We start from the raw sequence: 26,059 nt of genomic DNA, 5'->3' as shown, positions 1-26,059 counted from the left end.
CTTCTTCGAATGGTTCTCTATTTCTTTCATCATTTATATAAATTGAAAGGTGAATGCTAATTTCCCTTCAGAACCGGGCTGAAGAGCATGAAAGTCGAGCGTATACCAGACCGTATCCCTGCCAAAATGATCCTGGTACTCACGTGCGGTAATCTCCGGTTCTACGATCTGGGCATTATAGGTCACTTCAACTCCGCCGACTTCGGTTCCGGGCAGCAGCACGACGCCAGAACGAAGGATCTTCGGACGACGCCAGGTAACGAACCGCTCTGTCCAGCTCACTGACTTACCGTTATACTGGTACTCGTCAACTAACTCCAAGCGAGGATGCTGCCCCTTGTACCAAACCATAGAGCGGATCAGGGATTGAAGCTCTTCCGCTTCGTATGCCTGAGACAGCTCCAGCTTCAGTTCATCTTTTTCAACCGCAGCCGACGCGTGCAGAATTGTAGCACTATGCTTCCTGCCAGCCAGTTGATACTGGCCGCCGATGATAGGAACTGAATGTCCTTGTGAGCCATTGCAATCATATTGATAACGGCCAGCCCCAAAGTAATCAGCCGTATACTCTCCACTGCCTAGATCAGCTACATAGATTTCGCCTCCACCTAGCAGAATGAACTGTCCCAGATCATTATGATTATGAGGCTCAGCATTGTGCCCTCCCTTGGCTGCAAAGCCGAATGAACTCCCTTCCGATCTATAACGCGAAACGAGCCATGCCGCATCGGGAAGATAATAGCTGGCGGCTCCCCAATCCTGTTCCTGTTTCTCATCACCGGTCCTTCTCCAGATGAGATTTCGAAAAGCCGGAGCCCAGCGGCTGCAGTGATCCTTAGCATAAGGAGCGCGAAGCGCAGGCGGAGGACATTCGACTTCTGGGAAGGTATCAGCTAAATAATGGGACAAGCCCATATGTATGTTAATTTGAGGCTCTGAGTCAGAGAAATTGGCAACAAAATTACCACCGATGAAGCTTTTCTGCTGGAACTGAGCGATGCTTCGCACTTTGTCCGTTGCAAACCAGTCTACTCTTCCCTCGCTTCTTGCCCGGAGAAGATCGCTGTAATACGTGAAATAGCCAAATCCGTAGTTCCAGTAACTCAGACCTTCCAGGCAGGCCCCATCGTCCCCGAAACCTTCTAGATAGTAACTCATGCTGCGCTCTGTCTTCAGCAGGATATCCGTCAGCGCAGCAGGATCTTCCAACATCAACAGGGCGGCTGCCCCGATTGAACCTGCGCAGACTGCTGCCCAATTATGCCGTGCAGTCTCCCATTCATAAGGACCACATTCAATAAAAGGTCGAAATATTCTCTGGTCTACTTCATGTCTGATTCTGGATCGAAGAAGCTGTGGAAGTCGTTCCCCCAGTAATAGAGAAATTTCAGTAAGTGTAAAAGCAGTCTCCGAGGAGAATAGATCAATAAACTGGTTGATATTCACTGTATGATCTGAAGGAAGATGGGCTGGTAGGCACCATGTGTACTCTTCGCATATAGACCATAGTATATTTTCCAGGTTCTCCAGAAGTCTGACATTATCCGGCTCAAGCAAGGTCATAAATACATATGTGTTTAACCTTCTTCTCCGTTCGAAATAGACCCGTTCATATTCCAATCTCGAACCCGTGCGCGCAAAAATTGAAAATAGCGTATCCGTCAGCTCCGATATAGGCTGGCTGTCTAATCTTTGAGCCTCCGCGCGGATTTCGCTGATATCTTCCTTTAATGTCTCGGATGATGAGGCCAGTTTCCAAAAAGCATCCGAATCACCATTAGGATAATACAAGCTCAGATTTGCTGACTTCATTTGTTGGACAATTCCGAAAAGCTCCTGTCTATTCATGCTCTCTTCCTCCCTCCTTTTGAGCAATCAGATCGCCCTATTTACACAAAGCATGATCTCTCATAACATCCTCTCCGGCTGCGATTCTTTGTGCTGTCCATTTCAATTCTGTCCCTGCCCAGAAAGGATCTGCAGGAAGTAGCCCTAGAGGAAGAAATACTGAAGCGCATAAATAGAGACTTCCCGTATTAATATAGCTCTCTGCAAGCTCAGGCTGGTAACCATATACCCCCGGACGTAGCCACCCGGCTTCATCCAGCGTCCCCGGAAATCCCATAGTCCGTGAGATTACAGCGGTCAAGGCGCAGCGTACCTGTGCGGGTGATAGCGCATCCTCCAGAAAATGCTGTAGCGCCGCTTGTGATAGCAGCTGAAACGAACCAAAACGGTAAACGATAGAGCGCCCGATAAACGGATACGTTCCGTCCGGCGCAATCATCCGTTCCAGAACAGTTGCATATCTTTGTGCCCGCTCCAGAATCAATGGCCTCAATGCGGAGTATTGCTCCAAGTCCCGTTCAAAGAGTGTAACCACATCCACAAGCATCGGCTGAATGACAAAGCTATTGTAATAATCCCAGTGAAAGTCCTTTCCGTCCCCGTATATGCCATCACCTTTGTACCAATCCATGAACATGTGGATCGCATATCCAACACGCATCCGGTCATATTCTGAATCGCCGAGTATATATAAAGCTGCTTCTACCATTGCACTAAACAGCAGCCAGTTACTGCCGCTGGGCGCGGTCCGACGCGTTTGCTTCAAGGCTGTTATTAAATTACCTTTGACCTGCTCATTCAGCCGCCCGGCAAGCTGCTTCGGTGCACGCACCAATGCATGGGCGAGGAATGCCGCATCGACCAGTGGTTGGCCTTCGGACTTAAAATCCATATAGTCAGGTGAAGATGGATCGACAGCGGCATCGATGCATTCCAGCATCAATATGGCATAACGAGCCCTGAGCTCTTCTTCTTCACCCTCCAACCCTTCAAGCTCTAGCCATGGGGCCATTCCACAGGCCAACCTGGCGAATGCCTCCAAATGCGCAAACTTGCTCCTGTCACTATGAAACTCGGTGGGCAGCCGTTCCTTTAATTTTCTCTGCGACAAAGCATCAAGTACCGGGTCCCCGATCTGTAGCATCGTATCCAGCCAATATTTACGATGTTTCGTACCATTCATACACAGTACACCCTTTCAATTGCTTCTATTCAGCAGATGCAGATCCTTACTACTCTTGTTCTGACCAGTATATACTTGGTTTATTGCGTAATCTTAATCTATAGTTTAGTGTTGTATTATTGCAATGTCTTTGCGATTAATGATTATTTATTGCGTTTGTTGCTATTAATCTGAAAGGGGCTATCCGGATGAAACACGCCCAGTATTATCAGCCGTTCGAAGGCGACATACTGGCGGGCATCGGCAATTCACCGATCTCACCCACCAAAGATTTTCACATTCATGATCATTATGAAATCTTCCTATTTCTAGGCGGCACGGTGAACGGATTTGTGGATCAGTACAGCTATCCGCTTCAACGGGGCAATGTGCTCTTATTTAACAATCACGAGATTCATAAAATCATTAATATATCTCCCGAGCCTTACGAACGATTAACAATTCATTTCAAAGCTCCACTCGTATATCCCTTCTGTACCGCAACTACAAATCTACTCGCCTGTTTCCAGAACCGTCAGCCCGGAGAGCAGAATCTCGCACAAATGGATGAAACACTGCTTGCAGAGTATATGGCCCTTGCCTTTCGCCTAATTACAATCTTGGAGAATCCTCAATACGGCAGCGAGGTTCTGGCTTTAACTTATCTGATCCAGATTCTGGTCCTCATTAATGAGCTATATAGCCGTACTAGTTCCACCATACCCAGTATTATTTCTTCGCATATTCAATCGGCCATGCGCTATATCGATAACCATCTGCATCTGAATCTTTCTCTCGAGCAGATCGCTGGTGAATTAAACATCGATAAATATTATCTTAGTCACCTCTTCAAGCAGCAGACAGGAGGAACGATCTACCGTTACGTCCTGCTTAAAAAGATCGCATTATCCAAACAGCTCTTATCCGCCGGAAACTCCGTATCCGATACCTGTTATCTATCCGGCTTCAATGACTATGCCAATTTCATACGTACTTTCAAGAACATCACAGGCATTCCACCTGGAAAATACGGCAAAAAAAGCTGACATTGCCGAGTATCGACGCCTCGCAATTGTATAACCCCTTCTCTGAACTTATAAAAAACCTGGCAACCCGCTAAATGCAGCTGCCAGGTTTCATACTGTCTAGCCTTTAATACCAGATGCTGCGACGCCTTGAACGAAGTACTTCTGAAGTGCCAAGAAAACAATCACAACCGGAATAATGGAAACCACACTTGCAGCCATTATCAGACCGTACTCGGCGGAATATTGCGAAATGAACATTCGTAGTCCAATTTGTATAGTCTTCAGTTTCGTATCCGTCAAATAAATCATCGGCCCCAAGAAATCATTCCAAGTGGCAACAAAGGTAAAAATCGTCAAGGTGGACAAAGCCGGCTTGGATAGTGGCAGCATGATTCTCGCCCAAATCCCATATTCGCTCAAGCCATCGATACGGGCCGCCTCGCATAATTCATCTGGGACTCCTTGATAGAACTGGCGCATCAGAAATACTCCGAAAGCCGAGAATGCCTGCAATAGAATGATTGCCAGATGGGTATTGTTCAGTCCCATGTAACGCATCAAGATAAATTGCGGCACCATATATGCCTGCCAAGGAATTGCGATCGTAGCGATATATCCAAGGAATAAAACATTTTTCCCTCTGAATTGCAGTTTGGAGAATGCGTACGCAGCAAAACTTGAAGTCAGTAGCTGCAAAATCGTTACGATAATTGATAATTTCGCCGTGTTATAAATGAATCGGTCCAGTGGAATACGGGTCCAGATATCCACGAAATTTCCCCAGCGCGGATTCGCCGGAATCCATTGCATCGGGAATGAGAACACATCCTTGTTCAGCTTGAGCGAAGAAGACAACATCCATATATACGGAACAAGCATACAGAGCACTGTCGCAAACAACAAAATATACACTAGCACCATCGTGCCGATTCTAATTCCTTTATTTGTACCCACCATATCTTTTGAATCCTCCTATTGTCCGTATTTCTTCTCGCCGCGGAACTGGACGATGGTGATGCCAAGTACCAGCAGAAACAATACAATGGCCATGGCGCTGGCATATCCGTAATCAAGCGAACGGAACGCCGTATTGTAGATTTGATAAACCATAACCCTTGTAGAATCGTTCAACTGGTTGTCAGCGCCGGCAAATAGGTTGATAAAAATATCGTAGACTTTGAACGAATTGATGACTAGAATCATCAGTACAAAGAAGGATGTAGGCGCCAGCTGAGGGACCGTCACATTGCGGAATCTTCTCCAGGCGTTAGCACCATCAAGTTCAGCCGCCTCATACAGCTCAGGGTTGATCCCCTGTAGACCTGCCAAGTAAATGACCATATAATAACCCATGTTTTTCCACACAGTGAACAGTATTACTGTGAACATCGCCCAGTGTTTATCCGCCGCCCAGCGGGGAAGATCCTCCAGTGGGATACCGGTAAGGGTATGCAAAATATTGTTGATCGGCCCCATCGTAGGGCTGAAGATAAAGTTCCATACGGCAGCAACGGCTACCAAGGATGCCACATATGGGAAAAAGAATACGGTTCTCATGAAATTGCGCGCCATGATCTTCTGATTAAGCAAAATCGCCAGCGCCAGCGCAACAATCATGGTGAACGGTACTACGCCAATAGTGTAAACAATGGTATTCCATAATGCTTTATGAAATGTTGTATCTTTAATAAGCCGAGTGAAATTGTCCAGTCCGATATATTTCATTGGATTGGCCCCGTCCCATTTCACAAAAGCTAGGATAAAGGCGAAAAACATGGGTACCAGTGTAAACACAGCAAATCCGATAAAGTTCGGCGCAATGAAGCTGTAAGCTACCAGGTTTTCCCGGACAGCTTTTGACAAATGACGTTTAGGGATCTTTTTTGTATCCAATATGGTTTCGTTCTGCATTCTTTCTCCTCCAAACCTTTCTATAAAAGGCGGGCTTTCACCCGCCCTTAGAATTCGCCAACTCTCTTCAGGTTAATTGTTCAAGAGCTGCTGTACGCGAGTATTCATATCCTTCAAACCTTCGTCGATCGAAGCGTTTTTAGTCATAATGTTATCGTGAGCTTCGTTCAGGATCACTTCAATGTCCGCACTCTTTTCATGCATTGGCATTTCCAAATACGTCTGAACCGTAGTCAGTGCCGCTTTGCTGTTCTCATCCGTAGGGAAACCGTCAATGGAAGTAATGGAACTGATAACTTCATCGTTCTTAATCGCTGGAATGGTTCCGGTGGAAGCAATGACCGTAGCACCTTCTTCACCAGTCACAAAGTTCATGAAATCAAGTGCCGCTTCTTTATTTTTGGATTTCTGATTTACAGCGAGGGAAGTAATTGTACCCAGTGTTGTACCCGCTTCCACACCATCCGGGTGAGGATATTTCACTATTCCCCAGTTGGTCGATTGGGACTCGCCGCTTTTCACTTTTTCTATTTGAGTCGCGATAAACCAGCTGCCCATGTTCATCATCGCAACGGAATTGTTGTAGAACACACCGGAATAATGCGTGCTTGAAGTCTTCAGTGTGGCGTAATCCATAACGATTCCATCTTCCTGTTCTTTCAAGATCCGTTCATAGGTTGGCTTCAGGAAATCATAGTTGCCGCCAACAACGTTGTTCTTGCCGTCTAGAATACCGAACAATTGAACAGCACTCCGCCAAGTATGGTAGTGGGCTCCGTATACTTTTTCAGCACCGCTGCCGGAGGTCATTTTTCTAGCAAGTTCATCATATTGGTCGAATGTCATATCGTTACCTGGATACTCCACTCCTGCTTTATCGAACAAGTCCTTATTATAGTAGACGACCCAGAAATCACTCCGGAAAGGAAGCGCATACACTTCATCGTTCACTTCGATCTGTTCTACCGTACCGCCGTAAACGGATGGATCAATGTTTTTGTCTCCCATGAAGCCCTTGAGCGGCTCCAAGTGATTTTGTTTCACGAGGTTTGAGTATCCAGGAATATCCTTAATCGTAAGAACATCCAGATTGGCACCGCCGGACAACTGTGTACTCAGCATTGTCATATAGTCCGTGGAACCAAGATCGACATATTCGATCGTTACATTCGGATGCTCAGCTTTATAGGCATCGATCAACGGCTGATAATATGCTGTGGCTTCCCAATCCCACAAAGCCCATTTCAAGGTCACAGGATCCTGTTTCGGTTCAGCGGAAGCGTTTGCAGTATTGCCCGTTTCTGGAGCAGCTGTTGCAGCACTGCCTTCGTTGTTGTTATTACCGGAACATCCGGCTAGCGCACTTAGGGAGAGTATTGTGGCAAAAGTCATGCCATAGAATCTTTTCAATTTCATATAAAAATCCCCTTTTCCTTCTGATTGTTTACACTGATCGGCTCTTCCGATCTATTTCAAAGTTTAAAACTTTCCCTTCTAGAATGGCATGTATTTTCAAACTCAGTTCATTCACTATTCTTTGTTCTTCTCTTCCTCCTCGCTTCAAACCTGTAAAATCCTATTTAAAACATGTAAATTTCTCAGCTCCTCTGCCTTCCACTGTATGGAATTGCAGGAATATGCTATGGTGTTAATATGGATATCGGTAAACTAGTTAAGCATATTATAAATAGAAGATTAACTTTGAACATGCATTAATTGAAAGATATTTTTGCAAACGCTTTATATTTTTCTGCATTTTGTAGAGGAGTGTTCAACACGGGAAGAAAATCAACCATTAAGAGCCGCATTATTCTGATCATGACCATCTTTGCGCTCCTAATCGCCGCTCTGCTATCCTTTTTCAGCTATGAATTGATTACCTATTATCAGCGTAAAACAACGATCCAGGCGACCGAGTTCAATCTGCAGCTAGTTTCCCATATTATTGAACAAGATTTAATTAATCTTTCCTTTTTGGCGATGACCAGCAGCACCAACTCGTCCACCAATACATTACTCACTGATTATTTTGTATCTCCAAAGGCAAGTGCCAAGGATGCTGTTAATGTATTTAACTCTATGCAAGAGGATTTTCGGATCAATCGCTCCAATAGCTATGTCCGCCGCTTGATTGTTACGGGTAACAACGGAAAGTTTCTCCAGTTGGATAATTCCGTCAGTACTTCAATTCCACTTACTGTACACAATATAGGGCAAATTCCTGGACTAAATAAAGATGCTGTGGAGCAGTGGGAACAAGTAATCAAAGACCCGCTCTCCACCACGAACGGTATTCCTTTTATTCTACCTATTTACGGAGATGGTGCTGCCCGGATTGGAACGGTCTATTTACTAGCAAATACTTCTGTAATTACTGATAAGCTGAAAGGGTATTCCTTGCCAAAAAACTCCCGATTGCTGCTGACGCTTGGCAATCATCATTATCAGCTCATTGGCGATAAAGTGACTGCGATGACTACGCCGTATGAACCTGTGGCCTATACCGATGATAAGCCTGTCGGTCCACAAACCGAGCTTTCTATGATCAAGCTGGAGGATGAAGAAAGCCAAATCGTGGTCTCTTATCCTGTGCGTAATGGAGTGATTTTGTCGCAGACCTTATCCAATGACCAGTTTGCTCCCAAAGCAAATATATGGATTATGGTAATGCTCGGCGTTTGTTTACTAGTTATCATCTTAAGCGGCATTATTACTTTGTACTTAACCCGAAACATCAGTCTTCCGGTAGAGAAATTAAAGAAGCGAATTGATAAGATTGCCCAGGGTAACTTCTTGCTGGACCGCAATATCGAATGGAACAGTGAACTAGGTGATGTCGGACGAGGCATCAACCGCCTATCACAGGACATCGTTGCACTCATGGATAGCCAGCTTGCTGACGAGAAGCAGAAGCAGGAGCTGGAGTACAGGATGCTGCAAAGTCAGATCAATCCCCACTTTTTGTACAACACACTGAATTCGATCAAATGGATGGCTACGATTCAGAATGCTACCGGCATTGCAGAAATGACTACCTCACTCTCCAGACTGCTGCGCAGCATCGCCAAAGACAACCGTAGGCTAATGCCACTAAAAGATGAGTTAAGCCTGCTCGATGACTATTTTCTGATTCAGAAATACCGATATGGTAGTACAGTCTCGATGGTGAAGGAGATTGAAGATGAGGAACTGCTCTCCGGCCTGATCCCCCGTTTCACGTTACAACCTCTGGTTGAGAATGCTATCTTCCATGGCATCGAGCCCAAAGGTAGAGGAGATATTCTCATCACGGTGAAAAAAAGCGGATTTGCCGATATCCTGGTCACGATTGAGGACAACGGTGTAGGCATGATGAAAGAACAAATCTCCACCATTCTGTGTGACTCGGAGGATGGAACTAAGGGAGTGTTCGAGAACGTTGGACTCCGTAGTGTAAATGAGCGTTTACGGCTAACCTTTGGGGAGAATTACGGTCTTTCGATTGAAAGTGAAATGGGCCAGTATACTCTAATGAAAATTCTTCTACCATTTATGCAAAAAGAGTAGAATGGCAAATCTAGAAAGGATGTGGTCAAATTGATTAAATTATTAATTGCCGACGACGAGGCTCTAGTCTGTATCGGCTTGCAGTCTATGCTGAAATGGGAGCAATATAATATAGAGATTGTCGGTATCGCGCACAATGGTGCCCAAGAAGAAGAGATGATTGACACTCTCCGCCCGGACATCGTAATCAGCGATATCAAAATGCCAATTAAGAGCGGTTTAGAGGTTGCAGCTTCAATACGTCAAAAATATGGTCGACTTCCGCTATTTATTATGTTGACTAGTTATGAAGAATTTCAATACGCACGCGCAGCTATAGAGGTGCAGGCCACCGATTATCTAGTAAAGCTGGAACTCACTCCGGAAGCACTGGCCGAATCCATCCGAAAGGCCATTTCCTTTTTAGAGAGCTACCAGACAATGGAAAGCTACCCAAAGCTTGTTCACCGTGGCAATCTTCAGGCGCAGCGTGATAAATTCTTCATTCGTCTATTCAATAACCTGTTCGAGAATAAGAACCAGTATCTCCTGCAGAAAGAGGATTTGGCGTTAGATTTTTCCGAGCCTGCTTACCTGGTCTGTACCTGCCGCATTCTAGGCCCAGACACTGTCCCTCCCCGCGGAGATAAGCTGGTTGCTTTATGCTCAAGCACTGTGCAAATGGCAAAGGACACGCTTACTTCTATACAACCCTGCTATGTCACCAGTCTTGACTTACGTAATTTCGCCGTTGCTCTACCTGTCCCCGAAGTCGATCCCCGTCACTGGATGTCTGACATTGAGAAGCAACTTACCGACATGGCATCCGTATTACATAACTATTTCAATGTAACGATTATTGGTGCCATAGGGTTTGCCGTCGAGGACCCTTATTTACTGCGGGAGAGCTACCTGGCAGCTCGAAAGGCATTGCCAGTTGCCGTGCAAGAACGGTCTTTTGTTTTCTTCGATGAGAATGAACCTCTAGAACAGGAGCATCCATTGTTTGATTTCTCTGAATCTCGTTCAGAGATCCGCCGTGCTTTTGAAGAACTAGATACCCTTGCTTTATACACCATCATCTCCAAAATGATCGAAATCTTCGAAGACCGACCTGACTTACTGGTGCCCGCCACCGATGCTGCCTGCAATATTTTGTATATGGCCACTTCGCTTCTTGCAGATGGAGAAAACATTGTAGAGCATATCTTCGAAAATGAGCCGGAAGGCTATCGGGCCATCTATCAGATGCATACAATTGAAGAGATCGCTGGCTGGTTGATTCAGTTCCGTGACGGCTGCTCGGAAATTCTCTCTACTCGAAGACAAAGCTATAAAGAACAAATCGTAAAAAATGTCCAGGAATACATCAAAAGAAATCTCGGCACTAAGCTTTCACTGAATCAAGTGGCAGATGTCTTCAATTTCAGTCCAAACTATTTGAGCCATCTGTTCTCCAAAGTCGCTAAGGTCAATTATGTAGAATATATCACAGAGACTAAAATCACTGCGGCCAAGGAAATGATGGTGCGCGGCGAAGGTCGTATTTACGAAATCTCACAAAAACTTGGTTACGAAAGTGCCTTCTATTTCAGTAAGGTCTTCAAGAAAGTGACGGGGATCTCTCCCAGAGAATATATGCAACAAATTGAAGCAGGCTAATAGTGATCGCCGCCCCCTCCAAAAAGCAGCTGCATCCTTTAGCAATAATAGGTGACGCTCCATCCGACAACAAAAAATCTCGTTTCCAAGACAAATGTCTAAGAAACGAGATTTTTATCGTAAGCACAAGTAACTATTTCATTTGAGCTTGTTCTTCTCTAGTAGGACCAATTACGCCAGGTACACGAAGACCTGCTTGACGTAAGAGAACAGTCATTTGACCACGATGATGTGTCTGATGATCTACAAGCGATCTAAGCATTGCACCACGAGGCATTAATCCAGCAAAGGTCTGTACACTCTCAACCATTTGCTCGTCCGTTAATTTCTCAACCTCAGAAGCAATATTAGCCGCGATATTCTTATAAGCTTCAACAATCACAGCCGCATGAGCCGGAACTTCCTTCGGATTGCCTACTGGAGTAAGGGTTAACCCAACCTGACCACCAAAAAACATCGGACAGGTTGCCAAGTGCCAACCTAACCATCCCAATGAGTTGTGGCCTTCAACAATTACCTGATCTAATTTGTCATCGGTAAGCGATTCAAGAACGCGAGTTGTCCCTGCAGAAGCGCTTGTCCATTCTCCTAGAAAATCTTGAACTGTTCTGTACATTTGAAATCCCCTTTATTAGTCGTTAAGCAACGATTACTTAGTCATACAAATTAAATTATAACCTGTCACATGACCTGTTACAAATAATCTATATAGGTTGATGTGATTTTTAAAGAAGAGCTGCACAAACTTAATTCAGAATCTCTTCACGTTTCTACCCGCACACTTAGAATATCTTCTTTCTCCATAGTGTCAATCCGATCCAAATAACAAAAATCAACGCTATTATCAGTGTAACAATCCAAGAGAAGGGATCTTTATCGGCAATAGGTAAGGAAACATTCATACCAAAGAAACTAAATACAAGTGTAGGCAAAGTTAAAAAAACTGTAAAAATCGTAAGAGTTTTCATTGTATTATTCAATTCATTAGATATTAGTGAAGAATATGACCCCGTAATACTATCCAAAATTCTTGTATATAATTCTGTGGTCTCAATTCCTTGATTAATTTCAATTCTTACATCTTCTAGAAGATCTTTGTCATCCTCATATAACTTTACGGAATGGGTACGAAACAGTTTGGTTATAACATCCGCATTAGCCTTTAATGATGTGAGAAAATAAACTAAACTTTTTTCAATATCCATTAGGTCATAAAGTTGCTTGTTCGTTAATGAATCACGCAAATGACTCTCTATTTTAAGGCGTTGTTTGTTGAGCAGTTTTAATTTTTCTATATACTGAGTTGAAATTGAGAATAATATCTCTAATGCAAAACGATTCTTCATCGAGGTGTTAACATTTTTCTTGATAATATTTTCTAAAGAGTTAATCGATTGATTACAAATCGTAACAATGTAATCCTTTCCTAAGATTATTCCAATAGGAATGGTAATATAAGAAACAAATTGATGGTTATTAACATCAATAATAGGAAAATCATTAATAATCAAGGTACAATTCGTATCTTCATCATATTGAATCCGAGCACTTTCTTCTAGATCTAACGGATCTTCTAAAAATTCAATTGGGATATTATAAAGTTGAGATACCTCATTAAGTTCTTCCTTTGACGGTGCAGTCATATTTATCCAGCTATTTTTTTCGAAGTTTTCTCTTATTTCCAGCATTCCATCACGGGAAGTTTTATAAGTAATCAACATCCTACATCACTCCTTTCAATTACTTATCTAAGTTATTACGCAAGTGAAAATTCAAGTTAACTATTTAGGATGAAGCCCTTCCACTTCTCTAAGAGGCGTATTTGGATGAAGATGAGGTATGATTTTATCAATTCCCCATAAAAATAACCCACCTAATAAAAATCCAAATGCTGCTGGAAACCAAGCTCCTATGGCATGGTACTCCGACATTTCGATTGCTGGTCCCAGCAAAGACCAATAACTAGCCGCAATCATTACACCACCTGCAAACCCTAAAATACTGTCTAATAATCGCTGATTTATTGTTTTCGTTGCAAAAACAAGCGTAGCACCTAGCGCAGTCATTCCCCACGTAAATAAGGTGGCTATAAATGCTTGTGCTATAGGATTAAAATTCTGGAAGAAATTAACTATTTGAAGGTATCCTTTCTAAACACTCTAATTTGATTAGAACCAAAATGTTTTCTGATAGGATAATTTTGGTTCTAATCAAAAAATAGAAAAAACGCTAAGCCTTCAATTATGAACGACTTAGCGTTTTTTCTTACGCTAAACCCCAATACTCGGAACTTTCACTAATCTCTCAAGGGAATCACCGGTACCAAAAGGAAAGAATCATACTTTCCTCCGGCATAAACCTTATGGGTTCCTTTGTTCACTGTGTCGCTGTGCCCATAACCTCTTGAGCCTGTCGGGTTGTCATCGACAATTATGTCGCTGCCTTTTATGACCAGCACTAGACTTTCCCCACTCTTGAGGAATACGCTTGAAGGCAATATTTCAATTTCTACCGGTACAATCTCGCCTTTATTAAGCTTCAACAAGTTCTTGTGCTTAAGTACAGGCTGATAAGGAGTAGATTTTACAGGATCCAGCTCTCTATGGGAAACCCTCAGCCATCCGCTAGCCACCTGACCGTTTTCAAGATGGTTAAAGTCGGGCAGATACACTTCATTGCCGCGTCTGTCGAACTTCTTAATGCCGACAAAAAGATCCATATCATCTGCGTCATCGGTGGAGACCCAGAGCTTGAGCTTCATATTTCCGGTGAGCTCCATGTCCTCGTCAGCGGTAAATTTAAGCTGTAAATCACTGTTTTCTGTCTGACCGGGCTCAGCATTATAGGTAAGTTTCGATTCGTTCTGAACGGGAGTGTGCTGCAAAGACATTTCTTCTCCATTCAGATAATATTCGGAATATTGGGTTTGGGGGATCGGCCATTCATTTGAAATACGAATATGTCCCTTATAAAATTTCTCGCTGACCTCATAGCGTACCCGAGGCGTATCCATCCAATCATTCTCAATGCCTTTCAGGAAATAATCGAAGAAATCCTTCTGCTGTTCCAGCGATTCACGCAAATAGTAGGTTTCCCATTCCTTGCGGCCATGAACCAGCAGCCACTTGTCTTTGGATGAAGACTGTTTAAAGCCTTCAAAGGTACCGCGGTTATGCAACCCTTGGGTGGACCAACTGGCGGCAACAAACATAGGTACCTTGATATCGGACAATGTAACCTGTCTTTCCTCCCAATGCTCATCGATTAAAGGATGCTTTTTTTGCTCCGCTACCATTTCTTCTATGTTGTTATTTGGCCACCGGGTATGTTGCAACTTCTCGAAATCAGCTGAGAAAACCGTTTCCGGTATTCCGCCGTGAAAGTACCATTCCCGGTACAGATCAGAAGTCCCTTCCCACGGGATAATCGCCTTCAGATGAGGCGGATTCTTAGCAGCCACCCGCCATTGGGTCATGGCCAGATATGACACACCGTTTAGTCCCACATTGCCATCGCTCCACTCCTGAACGCCGGCCCATTCGATGATTTCATAATAATCTTGCGTTTCCGTTTCCGTCCAAGGATAGAGGTCACCTTCCGAATTTGAACTCCCCCGCGTTGCGATTTTAACCAATACATAATCGTTTGGTACCCAAAAACCGGGATCAGGTGACTCAAATGGCGCATAAAGAGATGTAACGATAGTACCTACCGTCGGCCAGACTTGACGAAACATTTCATAGGGAGGTAAGCCATCTTTATTATATGGATCCATGCTCATTACCACCGGAAACTTCCCAGGCTTATTCGGACGGAAAACATTGACGTATATTTTGACCCCATCCCGCATTTTGATGGGAACATCCTTTTCCATGATTACCTCTTGATTTCCATAATGCGCAGTAGTCATGACTATGTTGTTCAAACCTGGTTTAGTCTCACTAGGATGTGTCGGTTTCAGATCAGGTCGGCCCAGAAATTTGTTCATTAATATTACTTCCTTTCACAAAGAATTAATTGTTGTAAGTTCTTTTAGCTTATAATCAGTCTCCCCGACTTTGAGTAAAATAGGATTTATGAATAACTAATCTTTTTGTGTTTTTTTCGTTAATAACTTGTCTGTCCCTCCTCCTGAATGTTAAGTTATAATAAATAACGTACAACCTGTTGTTTATTACAATTCGAAGTATAGGATAGGATTAGCATCTGTTCAATAATCAAAAATGAGCAATGTGTTGGTAATGGAACACCTTTAATAATTGTGTTGGATAAAATTAAGGAGGGATCTACTTGCGTAATATAAATGCGGATTTACGTGTCATTCGGACAAAAGAATCCATTCGACACGCACTAGTAGAATTAATAAATGAAAAAGGTTTTAAAGCACTTACGGTGAAAGACATAACAACCAAGGCGAATATTAATAGGGGTACGTTTTATGCACACTATCAAGACAAATTTGATTTAATGACTAAATGTGAGGAAGAAATTATGCTTGATATGTCCAGACTTACCAAACAAAACTACCCGACTGTTATTGCCGCACTTGAAACTGACTCAGAGACTCTGACGCCATTTTCCTTTACCGTTTCAATATTTGAGTATTTAAATTTAAATAGTGGATTTATGAAAGCTGTGTTAGGTCCAAAAGGGGATTTAACATTTCAAACAAGATGGAAGGAATTCATGTGGGAAACACTCTATGGAAATAATCCAAACGCATTTATGAAGGAAGAAAATCTTCTTGTTCCAGGGCAATATTTAGCTGCTTATATGGGAACTGCAATCATAGGGGTCATACAACAATGGTTGGAAAGTGGCACGAAAGAATCTCCTCTAGAAATGGCCCGTATCCTAACGACCATTACGGTTAATGGCCCCTACTTTGCAGCTGGTTTAAAAAAATAATGGCTTAAAACAAAGCGCCGCCAGTACCTGATTAAGGGATGGCGGCGCTTTTTCTCAAATATTACATACGTGCTATACAATAAATGAATACGAAGTTCCTATGCTATTCACATATACAAAAAGACAATTTAACAGGACTTTGTTTATGGGATATAGTCATCTCATAACAAAGAAAGGAGATACAAATTATGGAACAAAAACTTGCACGTTCTGTCTCAATTATCGGTACTAGCACTCTTCCTCAGAGGTACTTTGATGATCCTATGTATGAAGGCCTTTCTATCTATGAACTTTGGGCATGTGCTTGCCATCAGGCAATGGAGGACGCAGGAGTTAAACCTCGCGATGTTGATAAAATTGTATATTCACAGATGGCCAATTATGTAACTGCTGGTAATGTGCTAGGCATGGTAGGTACTCTGGAGGAATGGATCGGACTGGCTGGAAAGCCTATCATTCATATCGAACAGGCTTGCGCCAGCGGCTATATTGCTTTTATGGAAGCATGTAATGCTGTTGCTTCAGGCAAATGTGACATTGTCTTGGTTGCAGGAATTGAAACTCCGAAACACTTCAATGCAAGAAATCAACCAGCACATATGATACGTCCTATTGCTGAGTATGAAGAGTGGTGGTCACCAGGTAGAGCTTTGTTTGACACTACTTATTATCGTTTTGACGGTGTTAGCGATAACTTGCTTACTGATGAGCAGGCAAGACTCTATATGAAGAACTATGGCGTTTCTGAGGAAACCATTGATGACACCTATAACGCTATGGCAGTCAATCTTCGTCGTAATGCTTCGCGGAATCCTCGTGCAGCTGAAAGACGTGAGTTTGCAGAAATCGCTAAAGAAAATGGTTTTGACGATGTTATGGAATACATGAGATCTGAGGAGCACAATCGTAAGATCACTCGCTTTATTCGCAAAAGAGGTAGTGTTCTTCACAATGTAGCTGCTGGAGCTATCGTTGTGTGTTCTTCTGATATCGCTAAGAAGTTTAGTCAGAAACCAATTGAGGTTATTGACTATGCGAGCTCATCTAATACACAGAGATTCCCTTACTGTTTCCATCAGATGAATGTAGATGTTCGTGATGCCCTTTACAAAGATGATATCGATCCTAATGAACTCGATTTAATGATTACTACAGTTATGACTTCGGGTGAGCAGCTCGATAGTGCTGAAGTATTTGGTTATCTACCTGAAGGTAAGGGTTACCAGTATGAATTAGACGGTAGAACCTGTTTCGATGGGGATAAGCCTATTAACCCACACGGTGGCGACCTTAGCTTTGGTCATGCCTTTGGTGCTTCTGGTATCAATATGCTTAGCGAAGCTATTCTCCAAATGCGCGGCGAAGCTGGAGACTGTCAAGTTCAAAAAGATGTACAAAAATGCTTGGTACGCGGCATGGGTGGCGGTCACACCACTGTTGGTATCATTCTTGAGAAAAAGTAAGAAGGAGGAATTTAGATATGTTTAAACTACGACCAATTTTGAAAACTTATTATGATGCACTCGAAGAAGGTAAAGTTCTTGGTATGAAATGCCAGGAATGTGGAGATGTTGTATGGCGTCCCCTACCTACCTGTCAGAAGTGTGGTAGCACTGATTTGGAATGGTTTGATATGGGTGATGAAGCTGCAATTGATGAAATCATCTTTGAAAATACCAATCTGAAGGGCGATTATACCTTCACAAAAGCTAATCAGAATTTCGTAAATAAAGAGCCTTACTGTATTAGCATTGGGCACTTCGAAGACGGAAATCAATTTCATGCTGCATTATATGGTGTAAACGAAGATAATGTGGCTGAATTGATCAGCTCGTTGCCACTTACCGCCAAGGTAGAGTTTATTCAAATGGACGGCGGCTTCAAATCCGTTGGATTCAGAATTAAAAATTAGTTAGGCACTCTCAGCTCTCAATTCTGGATCACCCAAATCAAAATTTACAGCCACGATATGTGACTAAGGGCTTGGAAGCCTTCCGCCTTCCAAGCCCTCATTATATCTTGCTCAATGTTCAACCTGTAAAGTTTACACAGAAATCAGGTCACACTCACGTGAGTTGTTCAGTTCGATGGAACTCATTAATTCAGAAACAAATAGCGGAATGATTGGATTTGTGTTATCTCTTTTAAAAGCTAATACGAAATCCAAATCGTTATCAAGTCCTTCTATGTTTAATACCTTTATATCATAGGTTTCAGCGGGGCTATTTATATTGTTTGTTGAGTGCAGAAATGTAATACCTTTGCCTGAACCCACTAAAAGTAATGCTTTTTCTGCATCATTAACGTAACATGAAGCATTCGGTGAGAATCCATGTTTCATACACAAACTGGTAGCATAATCTACAGTAAATGGAGAAATTTTACGTTCAAGCATTATAAAATTCTCATTCGCTAATTCCTTCATATCAATAGAGTCATATTTTGATAAACGACAGTTCCGTGGAACTGCAATTTGCAATTTATTCTCTCGAAGCTTTATACACTCTATATTTGGAATAGAATCAATACAAGTATTTAAGGCAAATACCAAATCACATTTATCAAATAAAAGATGATGTCTTAGTTCAGTTGGGCTACCTTGTGAAAGTGAAAAATCAACACGCGGGTGCTTTTTCGTTATAGATTTCAGCGCATGCTGCATGAGCTTAGTATCAAGAAATCCTTGATAACCAACACTTAGCAATCCCATGATGTTTCCATCATCTTGTCCCTGCTTCACGATATCCCGAAGATTATCACATCTTCTGATGATTTCCGTGGCTTCATGCAAAAACCGACTACCTTGCTCTGTCAAAGTTAGCGTGTGCCTGCCGCGCACAAAAAGTTGCACCCCCAATTCTTCTTCAAGGTCCAATATTTGTCGACTTAAAGTTGGCTGTGTTACATATAGGTACTCGGATGCTTTCGTAAAACTTGAGTATTCCGCTACAGAAATGAAATATCTCAAACTCAATATATTCATACGTAACTCCCTCTCTATGTGAAAAAATACACAATTAGATTCATCAAACTAAAAAGAGTACCTCAAACCTTACATAGTTTGATTATATCTAATTTATTGTTAATTAGAAAGGACACGAAGATGCAAAAGACAACAAAGAAAATCTATTACGGTTGGTTCGTAGTGCTTGCAGCTTTCCTATGCACTTTCGCTTCAACAGGGTTGATGATTTATTCGTTCAGCTTATTTTTAGTCCCTATGTCTGAGTCGCTGGATGTACCGAGAACTTCGATTGCATTGGCATCGTCAATCTTCACCATATGCATGGGCGTGGTCAGCGCCTACGTAGGCAACCAGGTCACCAAAGGCAGGGTAAAGAAGCTCATTCTTATTGGAGTGATTCTGCTTGGGGGCGGAAACGCTCTACTCTCTATCACCAACTCGCTCCCGGTGTACTATATTTGTTATGCACTTGTCGGTATTGGTAGCGCTTTTACGGGACCAGCAGTAACCAGTACGCTGGCGACAGCATGGTTCGATAAACGCCGCGGTCTCGCCACAGGCATTATCAGCTGTGGTGCCAGCGTGTGTGCCATATTTGCGCCATCCTTTCTCGCTACCATAATAGACTCGTCGGGAGTACGGGCTGCTTATCTCGCTAACAGCGCGATCGTAATCGTTCTGCTTCTCATTGCATTGCTGTTGGTGAAAACGAAGCCTCAGGACATCGGTCTTCTGCCTGATGGGCTTACCCAAGAGGATTTCGAAGCGACACCGACCAAGAAACGCCCAGTCCTCATTGGACTCACTCGCAATCAGGCCATGAAGACACCTGCCATGATTCTTGTTTGTATCGCATTTGCTGCGCTCGGCTTCGGACAGATCGGCGTCATGCAGAACGCAGCCGCTTATTTAAGCGACCTAACGTTTAACACGAAAACTATAGGATCTGCACTCGGTTTCATTGGTTTATCCGGTGGCGTCAGCACAATCTTCTTCGGATGGTTGTCGGACCGAATCAATCCTAAGCTTGTATTCTGTTTTGGTAACATGTTGTTGCTAGCCGCTACCATCATCCTTACTTACACTGAGCCGGATTCCGGGTACGGCTGGCTAGTCTCCTATGGCATCCTGTTCGGCTTAGGCATGGGGATCTGGGCTTCTGCCGTTCCTCTTGTCATTATAAAGCTGGTAGGTCCAATGAACTTCGGCGCGCTCTGGGGACTAGCTTTTGCTATCCGATCAATCTGTGGTGATACAGTTGGTGTCCCAACGATCTCGAAGATCGCTGAAACAGCAGGGTATAGAGTAGCATTCTGGGTCGCAGTCATCGTCTTCACCGTATCCGCGGTGCTCATCGTCGTTGCAAAGAAGCCGAAAGCGTTCCTTGAAATGGAAAAGGCATCCGGCCTGGAAAATAAAGCATAAAGATATCCGATTCTCCACCGAGCAATGCTAGATTGCATGCAAAAGCTTAAGCCGGATCTTAAAGTTTTCGAGAGTTACATTTAAGTTTATTGATTGGTAAAAGGCCGTGACTGCCCTCTTGCACACAGAAGAAACCCGCTCCGGCCTTTGTAATGGCTGGGCGGGCTTTTATTTAGACAAGTCCCCTTAGTAAAACCAATGGTTAGCTTATTTCAGGGTATTCAGAAGGTTCTTAAGCTCCAGATTAGTCTCTAGAATGTGCAGTACAATAGTTAACGCTTCGGCACGGGAAGCCTGCTTGGCTGGAAGGAACATACCATTTCCCACCCCGCTAATGATGCCGACTGCCGCCGCTTGCTCGATCTGCTCCTTATTCCATGTCTTATCCAGATCCGTGAAGCTGGAGGACGCTGCATTAACGCTGTTCAGGTTAATGATCCTGGAGATCATTGCAATAATCTCGGCGCGGCTGATTTCCCGATCAGGCAGGAATGTGCCGTTCGGGTAGCCGGAAATTACACCTTTTTGCTTCAGGGCGGCAATTGAAGCTTCGGCCCAGTGACCGGAAATATCACTTAAGGAGCTTTCGCCAGCGTTGCCTGCAAAGCCAAATACCTTAGCAAGAATCGTAGCGAACTCCGCACGGGTGATGCTTGTATCCGGCTGGAAGCTGCCGTCTTGATAACCAGTAACCAATCCTAACTTCGTAAAGATACCAATGGTGGAGTCAGCCCAATGAGAGGAAGTATCCTTAAATTTCAGTGGTTCCGGATTGGACTTGGCATCTTCAATTTTTTGGGCGAAGCTGGTTAGCACATTGGCAATATCAACGACATTGTTCATGAATTGCACTCCCGGCTGAACGGGCGCTGGTGTTGGTGTTGGTGTTGGTGTTGATGTTGGCGCTGGTGTTGGTGTTGGTGTTGGTGTTGGTGTTGGTGTTGGCGCTGGTGTTGATGTTGGTGTTGGCGCTGGTGTTGGCGCTGGTGTTGATGTTGGCGCTGGTGTTGGCGCTGGTGTTGGCGCTGGTGTTGATGTTGGTGTTGGTGTTGGCGCTGGTGTTGGTGTTGGTGTTGGTGTCCCAGCCTCTCTAGTAAGTGCTTCTACTGCTGCTTTAATTGCTGCTGTTGCTTCAGCCACTTCCTGCTCTGTAGCATTCTCCTTTGCAGCTACATCTTTTCCTGCATTCAATTGAGCTACTAATACTGCCCAGCTGTCCGCTGTGTAGTCTGCTTCTTTTAATGCTTCTACAGATGCTATTGCATCATTCAGCGCCGTTTTATCAACAACTTCTGGATCTACTGATACTAGTGCTTCTACTGCTGCTTTAATTGCTGCTGTTGCTTCAGCCACTTCCTGCTCTGTAGCATTCTCCTTTGCAGCTACATCCTTTCCTGCATTCAATTGAGCAACTAATACTGCCCAGCTGTCCGCTGTGTAGTCTGTTTCTTTTAATGCTTCTACAGATGCTATTGCATCATTCAGCGCCGTTTTATCAACAACTTGTGGATCTACTGATACTAGTGCTTTTACTGCTGCTTTAATTGCTGCTATTGCTTCAGCCACTTCATGCTCTGTAGCATTCTCCTTTGCAGCTACATCTTTTCCTGCATTCAATTGAGCTACTAATTCTGCCCAGCTGTCCGCTGTGTAGTCTGCTTCTTTTAATGCTTCTACAGATGCTATTGCATCATTCAGCGCCGTTTTATCAACAACTTCTGTTTCCAAGGTGTCAATTGCTATCGGTACCTTCACATCATTGTAAGTAAAATCGCTAACTTTGACATCAATTGCTGTTTGTCCCCCACCGGAACCTGCATAGAAACCTACAGAAAGATTTGCACTTGCTGCTAAATTTGCATTTGTAGTAGTTTGAGGTGTTCCTTTGTTGGTAATTGCTGTCCAATTTACACCATCATAGCTATAGGAATTAATAAATTTATTTCCAACCTTTTGAATCTTAACGTAAGCATCATTATTATAATTATCATCTGTGTTGTAATATTCATTGGTAGCTCCTGAGGCTGTTGACATTACGCCGAACGCCTGAGGGTGAGCTCCCATGATGCCGCTATGATAACGCCGTCCTGCTGCTACCGATAAGCTATTTGGGTTCGCTTTATTAAAGACTGTGATAAATCCACCCTGATAATTTGCCTTAAGGCCGCCGGAAATCTTAGCTGTGATAGTAAAATCTTTATCGCCTTCCGGTACGTCCATAGAGAACATGTTTTTCCAGTTATTAGCGCCAAGGACTCCCGTTTCTGTTGTGATTGTTGCAGAATCGGCATTATTGATAATCACATTTTCACTTGGATTAAGAATTGTCCATTTATCATTATCAAGAACATACCTTGGAGGTGTAACCGTTACTTTAATTTCTGCTTTTATAGTACTGTCGTATGCAGAAGACACCGTTACTGTAGTCTCACCTTTAGCAACGCCTCTGATTACACCGTTCTGATTTACAGTTGCGATTGTTTTGTCTGCAACACTCCATATAACATCTTTGAATTCTGCAGCTTGCGGACTGAGTGTAACTGCAACCGGATCAGATAAATATCCTTTTTCTACTGTCACTTCTGCCGGATTGACAACGATTGAAGTGATGCTATCCAACTCTGCTGTCGGAACTGCACGTAATGCATATCCACCGCCATAGAGTACATTGATGTCTAATACTGTTTCGTTTGTAACATTCGGGATAATACTCATATCTACGTCCCGTCTGTCGTTTTCTTTGTAAAGCAATACCGTATACTTTTTGCCTGCGTCAAGGTAATTTAATGGAACTTGTATCGTTCTTGGATTCACACTGATTCCAGAAACATACCAGTTAGTTTCGGCTCTTCTTGCTATGCTCACATATTGGGCAATTTCACCGCCAACAAATTCTGTGGCATCCCATTTTTTCGGGTAATTTTTATAGTAGGACATTCCTTCCGGAATACTTCTATAAACATCTGGCGCAGAACCCATACTATGAATTCCGTCTTCAATCAACGCTGTCAATGCGAATTGGAATCCCATAGTCGTCTTGTTATAATCCTTAGATCTGATCTCTTCAGTAACCTCTGCCGGTCCAATTGCCGCTCGGATAAACGGAATCATTGTGTACTGTTCCGCAGTAATACCTCCTGCTTCCTGCCCACGGATTGCTTCACGTCCATATACGTTTGGATAAGTACGAATTTCACCGGTTGGTTTATTTGCACCATGTGCAAGAACCATGAGATGGTACTTCGCCGCATCTTTATACAGATCATCATAAAGCTGCATATTACTCTGGCCTTCCCCATCAAAGAAGTCCGGCTTAATGCCTACGATACCTTGTTCAGACCATTCTTTAAAGTGCTTGTCGCGTTCTGCCTGTGTATCAATATCGCTTACATGTACCCATGCCCACAATCTAACTCCTTTTTCTTTTGCAAACTCTTTTACTTGCGGCCACCATTCACGCATACCACTAACTTTTCCGCGACCGCCCATACTCCATCCTTCATCAAGGATATAATAATCCCATCCTATTTCAGCTCCAAATTCAATCCAGTTCAAATGCGTTTCAGCTTTCGACTGATCACTGATTCCACTTCCCCAGTTAGCTACCCATGACCAGGAAGATAAACCTGGGTCTACCCATGATTCATAGTCATATGTTTCGTAATCTGCAGGAGTACTCAGGTTTTCAATCATTGTATTTTCGACAATGTCTTTCGGAGTACCTGTGATTGCCGCTCTCCATGGAGATTTAAAAGGCGTTGTTGTCACTACAGCCTTCGTCCCTTGTGTCTTAGAGAATGAAACATCTAACAACCCGTTTTCTTTTACTGTAAACATAGAACCCGTGTAAGTTCCGTTGAGGTCTGCTTCTGAGAACAGCGTCCATACACCATCTTTTCCATATAAGAACGGTATGGAGGGAGTAGAGCCCGCTGTTAATCCTTCCGTAGTAGTTACTTGATACTGACCTTCATAGTTCCATGTAGCCGAAGTATAGTTCATCCAATATACATCTGCTGTTTTCGGAAGCTGTAAGCCTGATACTTCATCACTGATTTTAATTTCTTTATTCCCATCTGTGCGGACAGCATATCTGTATGCCGTTCCATCATCATATGCGCGGATGATCAAGTCAAATTTAACAGAATCATCATTTTTCTTTGCAAATGTAAGCGTCTGTTCATTATAGTGATTTGTATATTCATCACTCTTACCGGAAAGCACCTTATAGCTTTCGTTGGTTTCTTTCACTTCTGAAGCCTCTCTTAATACAAGGCCACTCGAAAAGTCACCTAAGCTGGTTACTAAACCAAGTGGTGATGTTCCAATATTCTCTACGCCATTCTTTTCCGCAGTATATTGAAGAACTCCACCTGTGATCATTTCTACCGTCATCTTTGTATTGCCATCTGGAGATGAAAGTTCCCATGATTCTTCTGTCTCAATATCTCCAACTTGAATGGCCAGAGTAGCTATTTTTGTAACTTCGCCCAATGTTGCTTCGGCAGTAACTACTACATTGCCGTTACGTACACCAGTAACAACTCCGTCTTCATTAATCGTTGCCACATCTTTATCACTGCTTGTGTAGACTACTGAATCAAAGGCTGTGATTTCATTTTGATCATAATCTGCACCTGTCACGTTAAGCGTTTGTTTATGTGCAGCACCTACACCCATTTTCGCTTCACCAGAAAGCACAACGGATTTTAATGCACTTGAATTTATAGCGAAGGGTACCGGTTCACCACCGATTCTCAGATCAGAGAACGTAATTTTTGTAGGTGTAGCCCCGCCACCGTTTGCCGCAGCGATTCCTAAATAAATGTTCTCAGGCTCAATGAGTGCATTACCCTTATCTATATATTGATAATTTTTACCGCCAGTGGTATCAATAATCTGATTCCACTCTTCTTTGTTGTCACTGTACTGTGCTGCATAGAAACCGGTGATTCTTCCGTTCTGCTTCTGCAGTTTCAGATAAAACTCATTGCCGATGGTTGAAGCACCTTCATAGTACTCGTTCGGTGTACCACCATTCTGCATAACGCCCATGAGCATGTTTGTTCCATATGTTCCACCAAGATATCCATGATATCTGCGAATCACACCAACAGCATTTGCACGGTTCTTTCCGCTTGCGATCATCAGCTGAGCCCCATGATAGTTTGCCGTAAAATTCCCATTTACTTTGACAGTAAAATCATAGTCAGTCAGGTTCGGAAGCTTGTAATAAAGAATGTTTTTCATTCCTGTTGCATCATTAATTGCTCCACCTTCAGTTGTGATCGTAATACTTCCATCCTTATTAACAACGAGGTTTCCTACTGTCGGGTTTTCTACTTCCCATGCACTATCCAGCACCATGCTTGCTTCTTCCGCAGCTGGCGGCTCCACCGCAAGTGCGGGCACTACATTACCCACAATCATCTGGCTAGACAAGACAAGCGCCAAGACCCATTTTAAAGTTTTCTTTTTTCTCTTTTTCACACTAATCCTCCTCTTTCTTATATGTTATTCCGCCACTGGGTAATCCCTGATTGGCTTCTACTGCAAGAGTTTAGCACAATTGTTACCGCTTACATGAGTAAGATAATTAAGGTTGACCCACTATTTTTTATGGTC

General features: G+C 43.2%; 17 protein-coding genes and 1 pseudogene. 7 read left to right on the top strand and 11 right to left on the bottom strand.

The genetic code is table 11. The features are described 5' to 3' along the window. Nucleotides 1–33: 33 nt before the first annotated feature. Complete coding sequence (locus QNH28_RS10740) at nt 34–1,848, bottom strand: heparinase II/III family protein (protein ID WP_283911343.1); 1,815 nt, start codon at nt 1,846–1,848, stop codon at nt 34–36. Nucleotides 1,849–1,885: 37 nt separating this feature from the next. Further along, nucleotides 1,886–3,031 (bottom strand): DUF2264 domain-containing protein, encoded by a 1,146-nt coding sequence (locus tag QNH28_RS10735; protein ID WP_283911342.1) that lies wholly within the window; start codon nt 3,029–3,031, stop codon nt 1,886–1,888. Nucleotides 3,032–3,219: 188 nt separating this feature from the next. Between QNH28_RS10735 and QNH28_RS10730 the strand changes: the two genes are divergently transcribed. Continuing rightward, a complete protein-coding gene (locus QNH28_RS10730; RefSeq protein ID WP_283911341.1) occupies nt 3,220–4,056 on the top strand; it encodes an AraC family transcriptional regulator in 837 nt (278 codons plus the stop codon). A gap of 99 nt (nt 4,057–4,155) precedes the next feature. Here QNH28_RS10730 and QNH28_RS10725 read toward each other — a convergent pair whose 3' ends face one another. The 3 genes from QNH28_RS10725 to QNH28_RS10715 form a co-directional block, all read right to left on the bottom strand. Next, complete coding sequence (locus tag QNH28_RS10725; RefSeq protein WP_081392974.1) at nt 4,156–4,995, bottom strand: carbohydrate ABC transporter permease; 840 nt, start codon at nt 4,993–4,995, stop codon at nt 4,156–4,158. Nucleotides 4,996–5,010: 15 nt separating this feature from the next. Further along, nucleotides 5,011–5,949, bottom strand: a complete 939-nt coding sequence (locus QNH28_RS10720) for a carbohydrate ABC transporter permease (protein WP_283911340.1) — start codon at nt 5,947–5,949, stop codon at nt 5,011–5,013. A gap of 72 nt (nt 5,950–6,021) precedes the next feature. After that, nucleotides 6,022–7,365, bottom strand: a complete 1,344-nt coding sequence (locus QNH28_RS10715) for an ABC transporter substrate-binding protein (RefSeq protein ID WP_283911339.1) — start codon at nt 7,363–7,365, stop codon at nt 6,022–6,024. A gap of 402 nt (nt 7,366–7,767) precedes the next feature. On the opposite strand from QNH28_RS10715, the gene QNH28_RS10710 reads away from it, so the two are divergent. Then, nucleotides 7,768–9,495 carry a sensor histidine kinase gene (locus QNH28_RS10710; protein ID WP_283911338.1) on the top strand — a complete coding sequence of 576 codons (1,728 nt, stop codon included), beginning with the start codon at nt 7,768–7,770 and terminating at the stop codon, nt 9,493–9,495. A 30-nt stretch (nt 9,496–9,525) separates the two neighbouring features. After that, entirely contained in the window at nt 9,526–11,136 is a 1,611-nt protein-coding gene (locus QNH28_RS10705; RefSeq protein ID WP_283911337.1) for a response regulator, read from the top strand. Between the two features lie 133 nt (nt 11,137–11,269). On the opposite strand, the gene QNH28_RS10700 is transcribed toward QNH28_RS10705, so the two are convergent. The 4 genes and pseudogenes from QNH28_RS10700 to QNH28_RS10685 all read right to left on the bottom strand — a co-directional run bounded on the left by QNH28_RS10700 (nt 11,270) and on the right by QNH28_RS10685 (nt 15,124). After that, complete coding sequence (locus tag QNH28_RS10700; protein ID WP_283911336.1) at nt 11,270–11,752, bottom strand: DinB family protein; 483 nt, start codon at nt 11,750–11,752, stop codon at nt 11,270–11,272. 166 nt (nt 11,753–11,918) lie between these two features. Next, nucleotides 11,919–12,857 (bottom strand): magnesium transporter CorA family protein, encoded by a 939-nt coding sequence (locus QNH28_RS10695; protein WP_283911335.1) that lies wholly within the window; start codon nt 12,855–12,857, stop codon nt 11,919–11,921. 63 nt (nt 12,858–12,920) lie between these two features. After that, nucleotides 12,921–13,271 (bottom strand): annotated as a pseudogene (locus QNH28_RS10690) (ZIP family metal transporter); the annotation flags it as partial. 161 nt (nt 13,272–13,432) lie between these two features. Further along, nucleotides 13,433–15,124, bottom strand: coding sequence for a CocE/NonD family hydrolase (locus tag QNH28_RS10685; protein WP_283911334.1), 1,692 nt, complete (start codon nt 15,122–15,124; stop codon nt 13,433–13,435). 302 nt (nt 15,125–15,426) lie between these two features. Here QNH28_RS10685 and QNH28_RS10680 point away from each other — a divergent pair, with 302 nt between their 5' ends. From QNH28_RS10680 to QNH28_RS10670, 3 genes are all read left to right on the top strand, one after another. After that, nucleotides 15,427–16,044, top strand: a complete 618-nt coding sequence (locus tag QNH28_RS10680; RefSeq protein ID WP_283911333.1) for a TetR/AcrR family transcriptional regulator — start codon at nt 15,427–15,429, stop codon at nt 16,042–16,044. A gap of 188 nt (nt 16,045–16,232) precedes the next feature. Further along, nucleotides 16,233–17,507 (top strand): thiolase family protein, encoded by a 1,275-nt coding sequence (locus tag QNH28_RS10675; protein ID WP_283911332.1) that lies wholly within the window; start codon nt 16,233–16,235, stop codon nt 17,505–17,507. A gap of 17 nt (nt 17,508–17,524) precedes the next feature. Continuing rightward, nucleotides 17,525–17,956, top strand: coding sequence for a Zn-ribbon domain-containing OB-fold protein (locus tag QNH28_RS10670; protein ID WP_283911331.1), 432 nt, complete (start codon nt 17,525–17,527; stop codon nt 17,954–17,956). A 132-nt stretch (nt 17,957–18,088) separates the two neighbouring features. Here QNH28_RS10670 and QNH28_RS10665 read toward each other — a convergent pair whose 3' ends face one another. After that, nucleotides 18,089–19,027, bottom strand: a complete 939-nt coding sequence (locus tag QNH28_RS10665) for a LysR family transcriptional regulator (protein ID WP_283911330.1) — start codon at nt 19,025–19,027, stop codon at nt 18,089–18,091. Between the two features lie 120 nt (nt 19,028–19,147). Between QNH28_RS10665 and QNH28_RS10660 the strand changes: the two genes are divergently transcribed. Continuing rightward, on the top strand, nt 19,148–20,434 hold the full coding sequence (locus QNH28_RS10660) for an MFS transporter (RefSeq protein WP_283911329.1): 1,287 nt from the start codon (nt 19,148–19,150) through the stop codon (nt 20,432–20,434). 207 nt (nt 20,435–20,641) lie between these two features. On the opposite strand, the gene QNH28_RS10655 is transcribed toward QNH28_RS10660, so the two are convergent. Continuing rightward, nucleotides 20,642–25,924: a glycoside hydrolase family 97 N-terminal domain-containing protein gene (locus QNH28_RS10655; protein WP_283911328.1), complete on the bottom strand. Its 5,283-nt coding sequence runs from the start codon at nt 25,922–25,924 to the stop codon at nt 20,642–20,644. Nucleotides 25,925–26,059: the final 135 nt, after the last annotated feature.

Origin of the sequence: Paenibacillus sp. G2S3 (genome assembly GCF_030123105.1) — a bacterium.
In the GTDB taxonomy this organism is placed as follows: Bacteria; Bacillota; Bacilli; order Paenibacillales; family Paenibacillaceae; genus Paenibacillus_AQ.
This window is presented reverse-complemented; position numbering and strand designations above follow the sequence as displayed.

Coding starts and splice junctions, on each gene's coding strand:
- QNH28_RS10740 (WP_283911343.1), bottom strand. CDS start 1,848: ATGAATAGACAGGAGCTTTTCGGAATTGTCCAACAAATGAAGTCAGCA.
- QNH28_RS10735 (WP_283911342.1), bottom strand. CDS start 3,031: ATGAATGGTACGAAACATCGTAAATATTGGCTGGATACGATGCTACAG.
- QNH28_RS10730 (WP_283911341.1), top strand. CDS start 3,220: ATGAAACACGCCCAGTATTATCAGCCGTTCGAAGGCGACATACTGGCG.
- QNH28_RS10725 (WP_081392974.1), bottom strand. CDS start 4,995: ATGGTGGGTACAAATAAAGGAATTAGAATCGGCACGATGGTGCTAGTG.
- QNH28_RS10720 (WP_283911340.1), bottom strand. CDS start 5,949: ATGCAGAACGAAACCATATTGGATACAAAAAAGATCCCTAAACGTCAT.
- QNH28_RS10715 (WP_283911339.1), bottom strand. CDS start 7,365: ATGAAATTGAAAAGATTCTATGGCATGACTTTTGCCACAATACTCTCC.
- QNH28_RS10710 (WP_283911338.1), top strand. CDS start 7,768: ATGACCATCTTTGCGCTCCTAATCGCCGCTCTGCTATCCTTTTTCAGC.
- QNH28_RS10700 (WP_283911336.1), bottom strand. CDS start 11,752: ATGTACAGAACAGTTCAAGATTTTCTAGGAGAATGGACAAGCGCTTCT.
- QNH28_RS10695 (WP_283911335.1), bottom strand. CDS start 12,857: ATGTTGATTACTTATAAAACTTCCCGTGATGGAATGCTGGAAATAAGA.
- QNH28_RS10685 (WP_283911334.1), bottom strand. CDS start 15,124: ATGAACAAATTTCTGGGCCGACCTGATCTGAAACCGACACATCCTAGT.
- QNH28_RS10675 (WP_283911332.1), top strand. CDS start 16,233: ATGGAACAAAAACTTGCACGTTCTGTCTCAATTATCGGTACTAGCACT.
- QNH28_RS10670 (WP_283911331.1), top strand. CDS start 17,525: ATGTTTAAACTACGACCAATTTTGAAAACTTATTATGATGCACTCGAA.
- QNH28_RS10665 (WP_283911330.1), bottom strand. CDS start 19,027: ATGAATATATTGAGTTTGAGATATTTCATTTCTGTAGCGGAATACTCA.
- QNH28_RS10660 (WP_283911329.1), top strand. CDS start 19,148: ATGCAAAAGACAACAAAGAAAATCTATTACGGTTGGTTCGTAGTGCTT.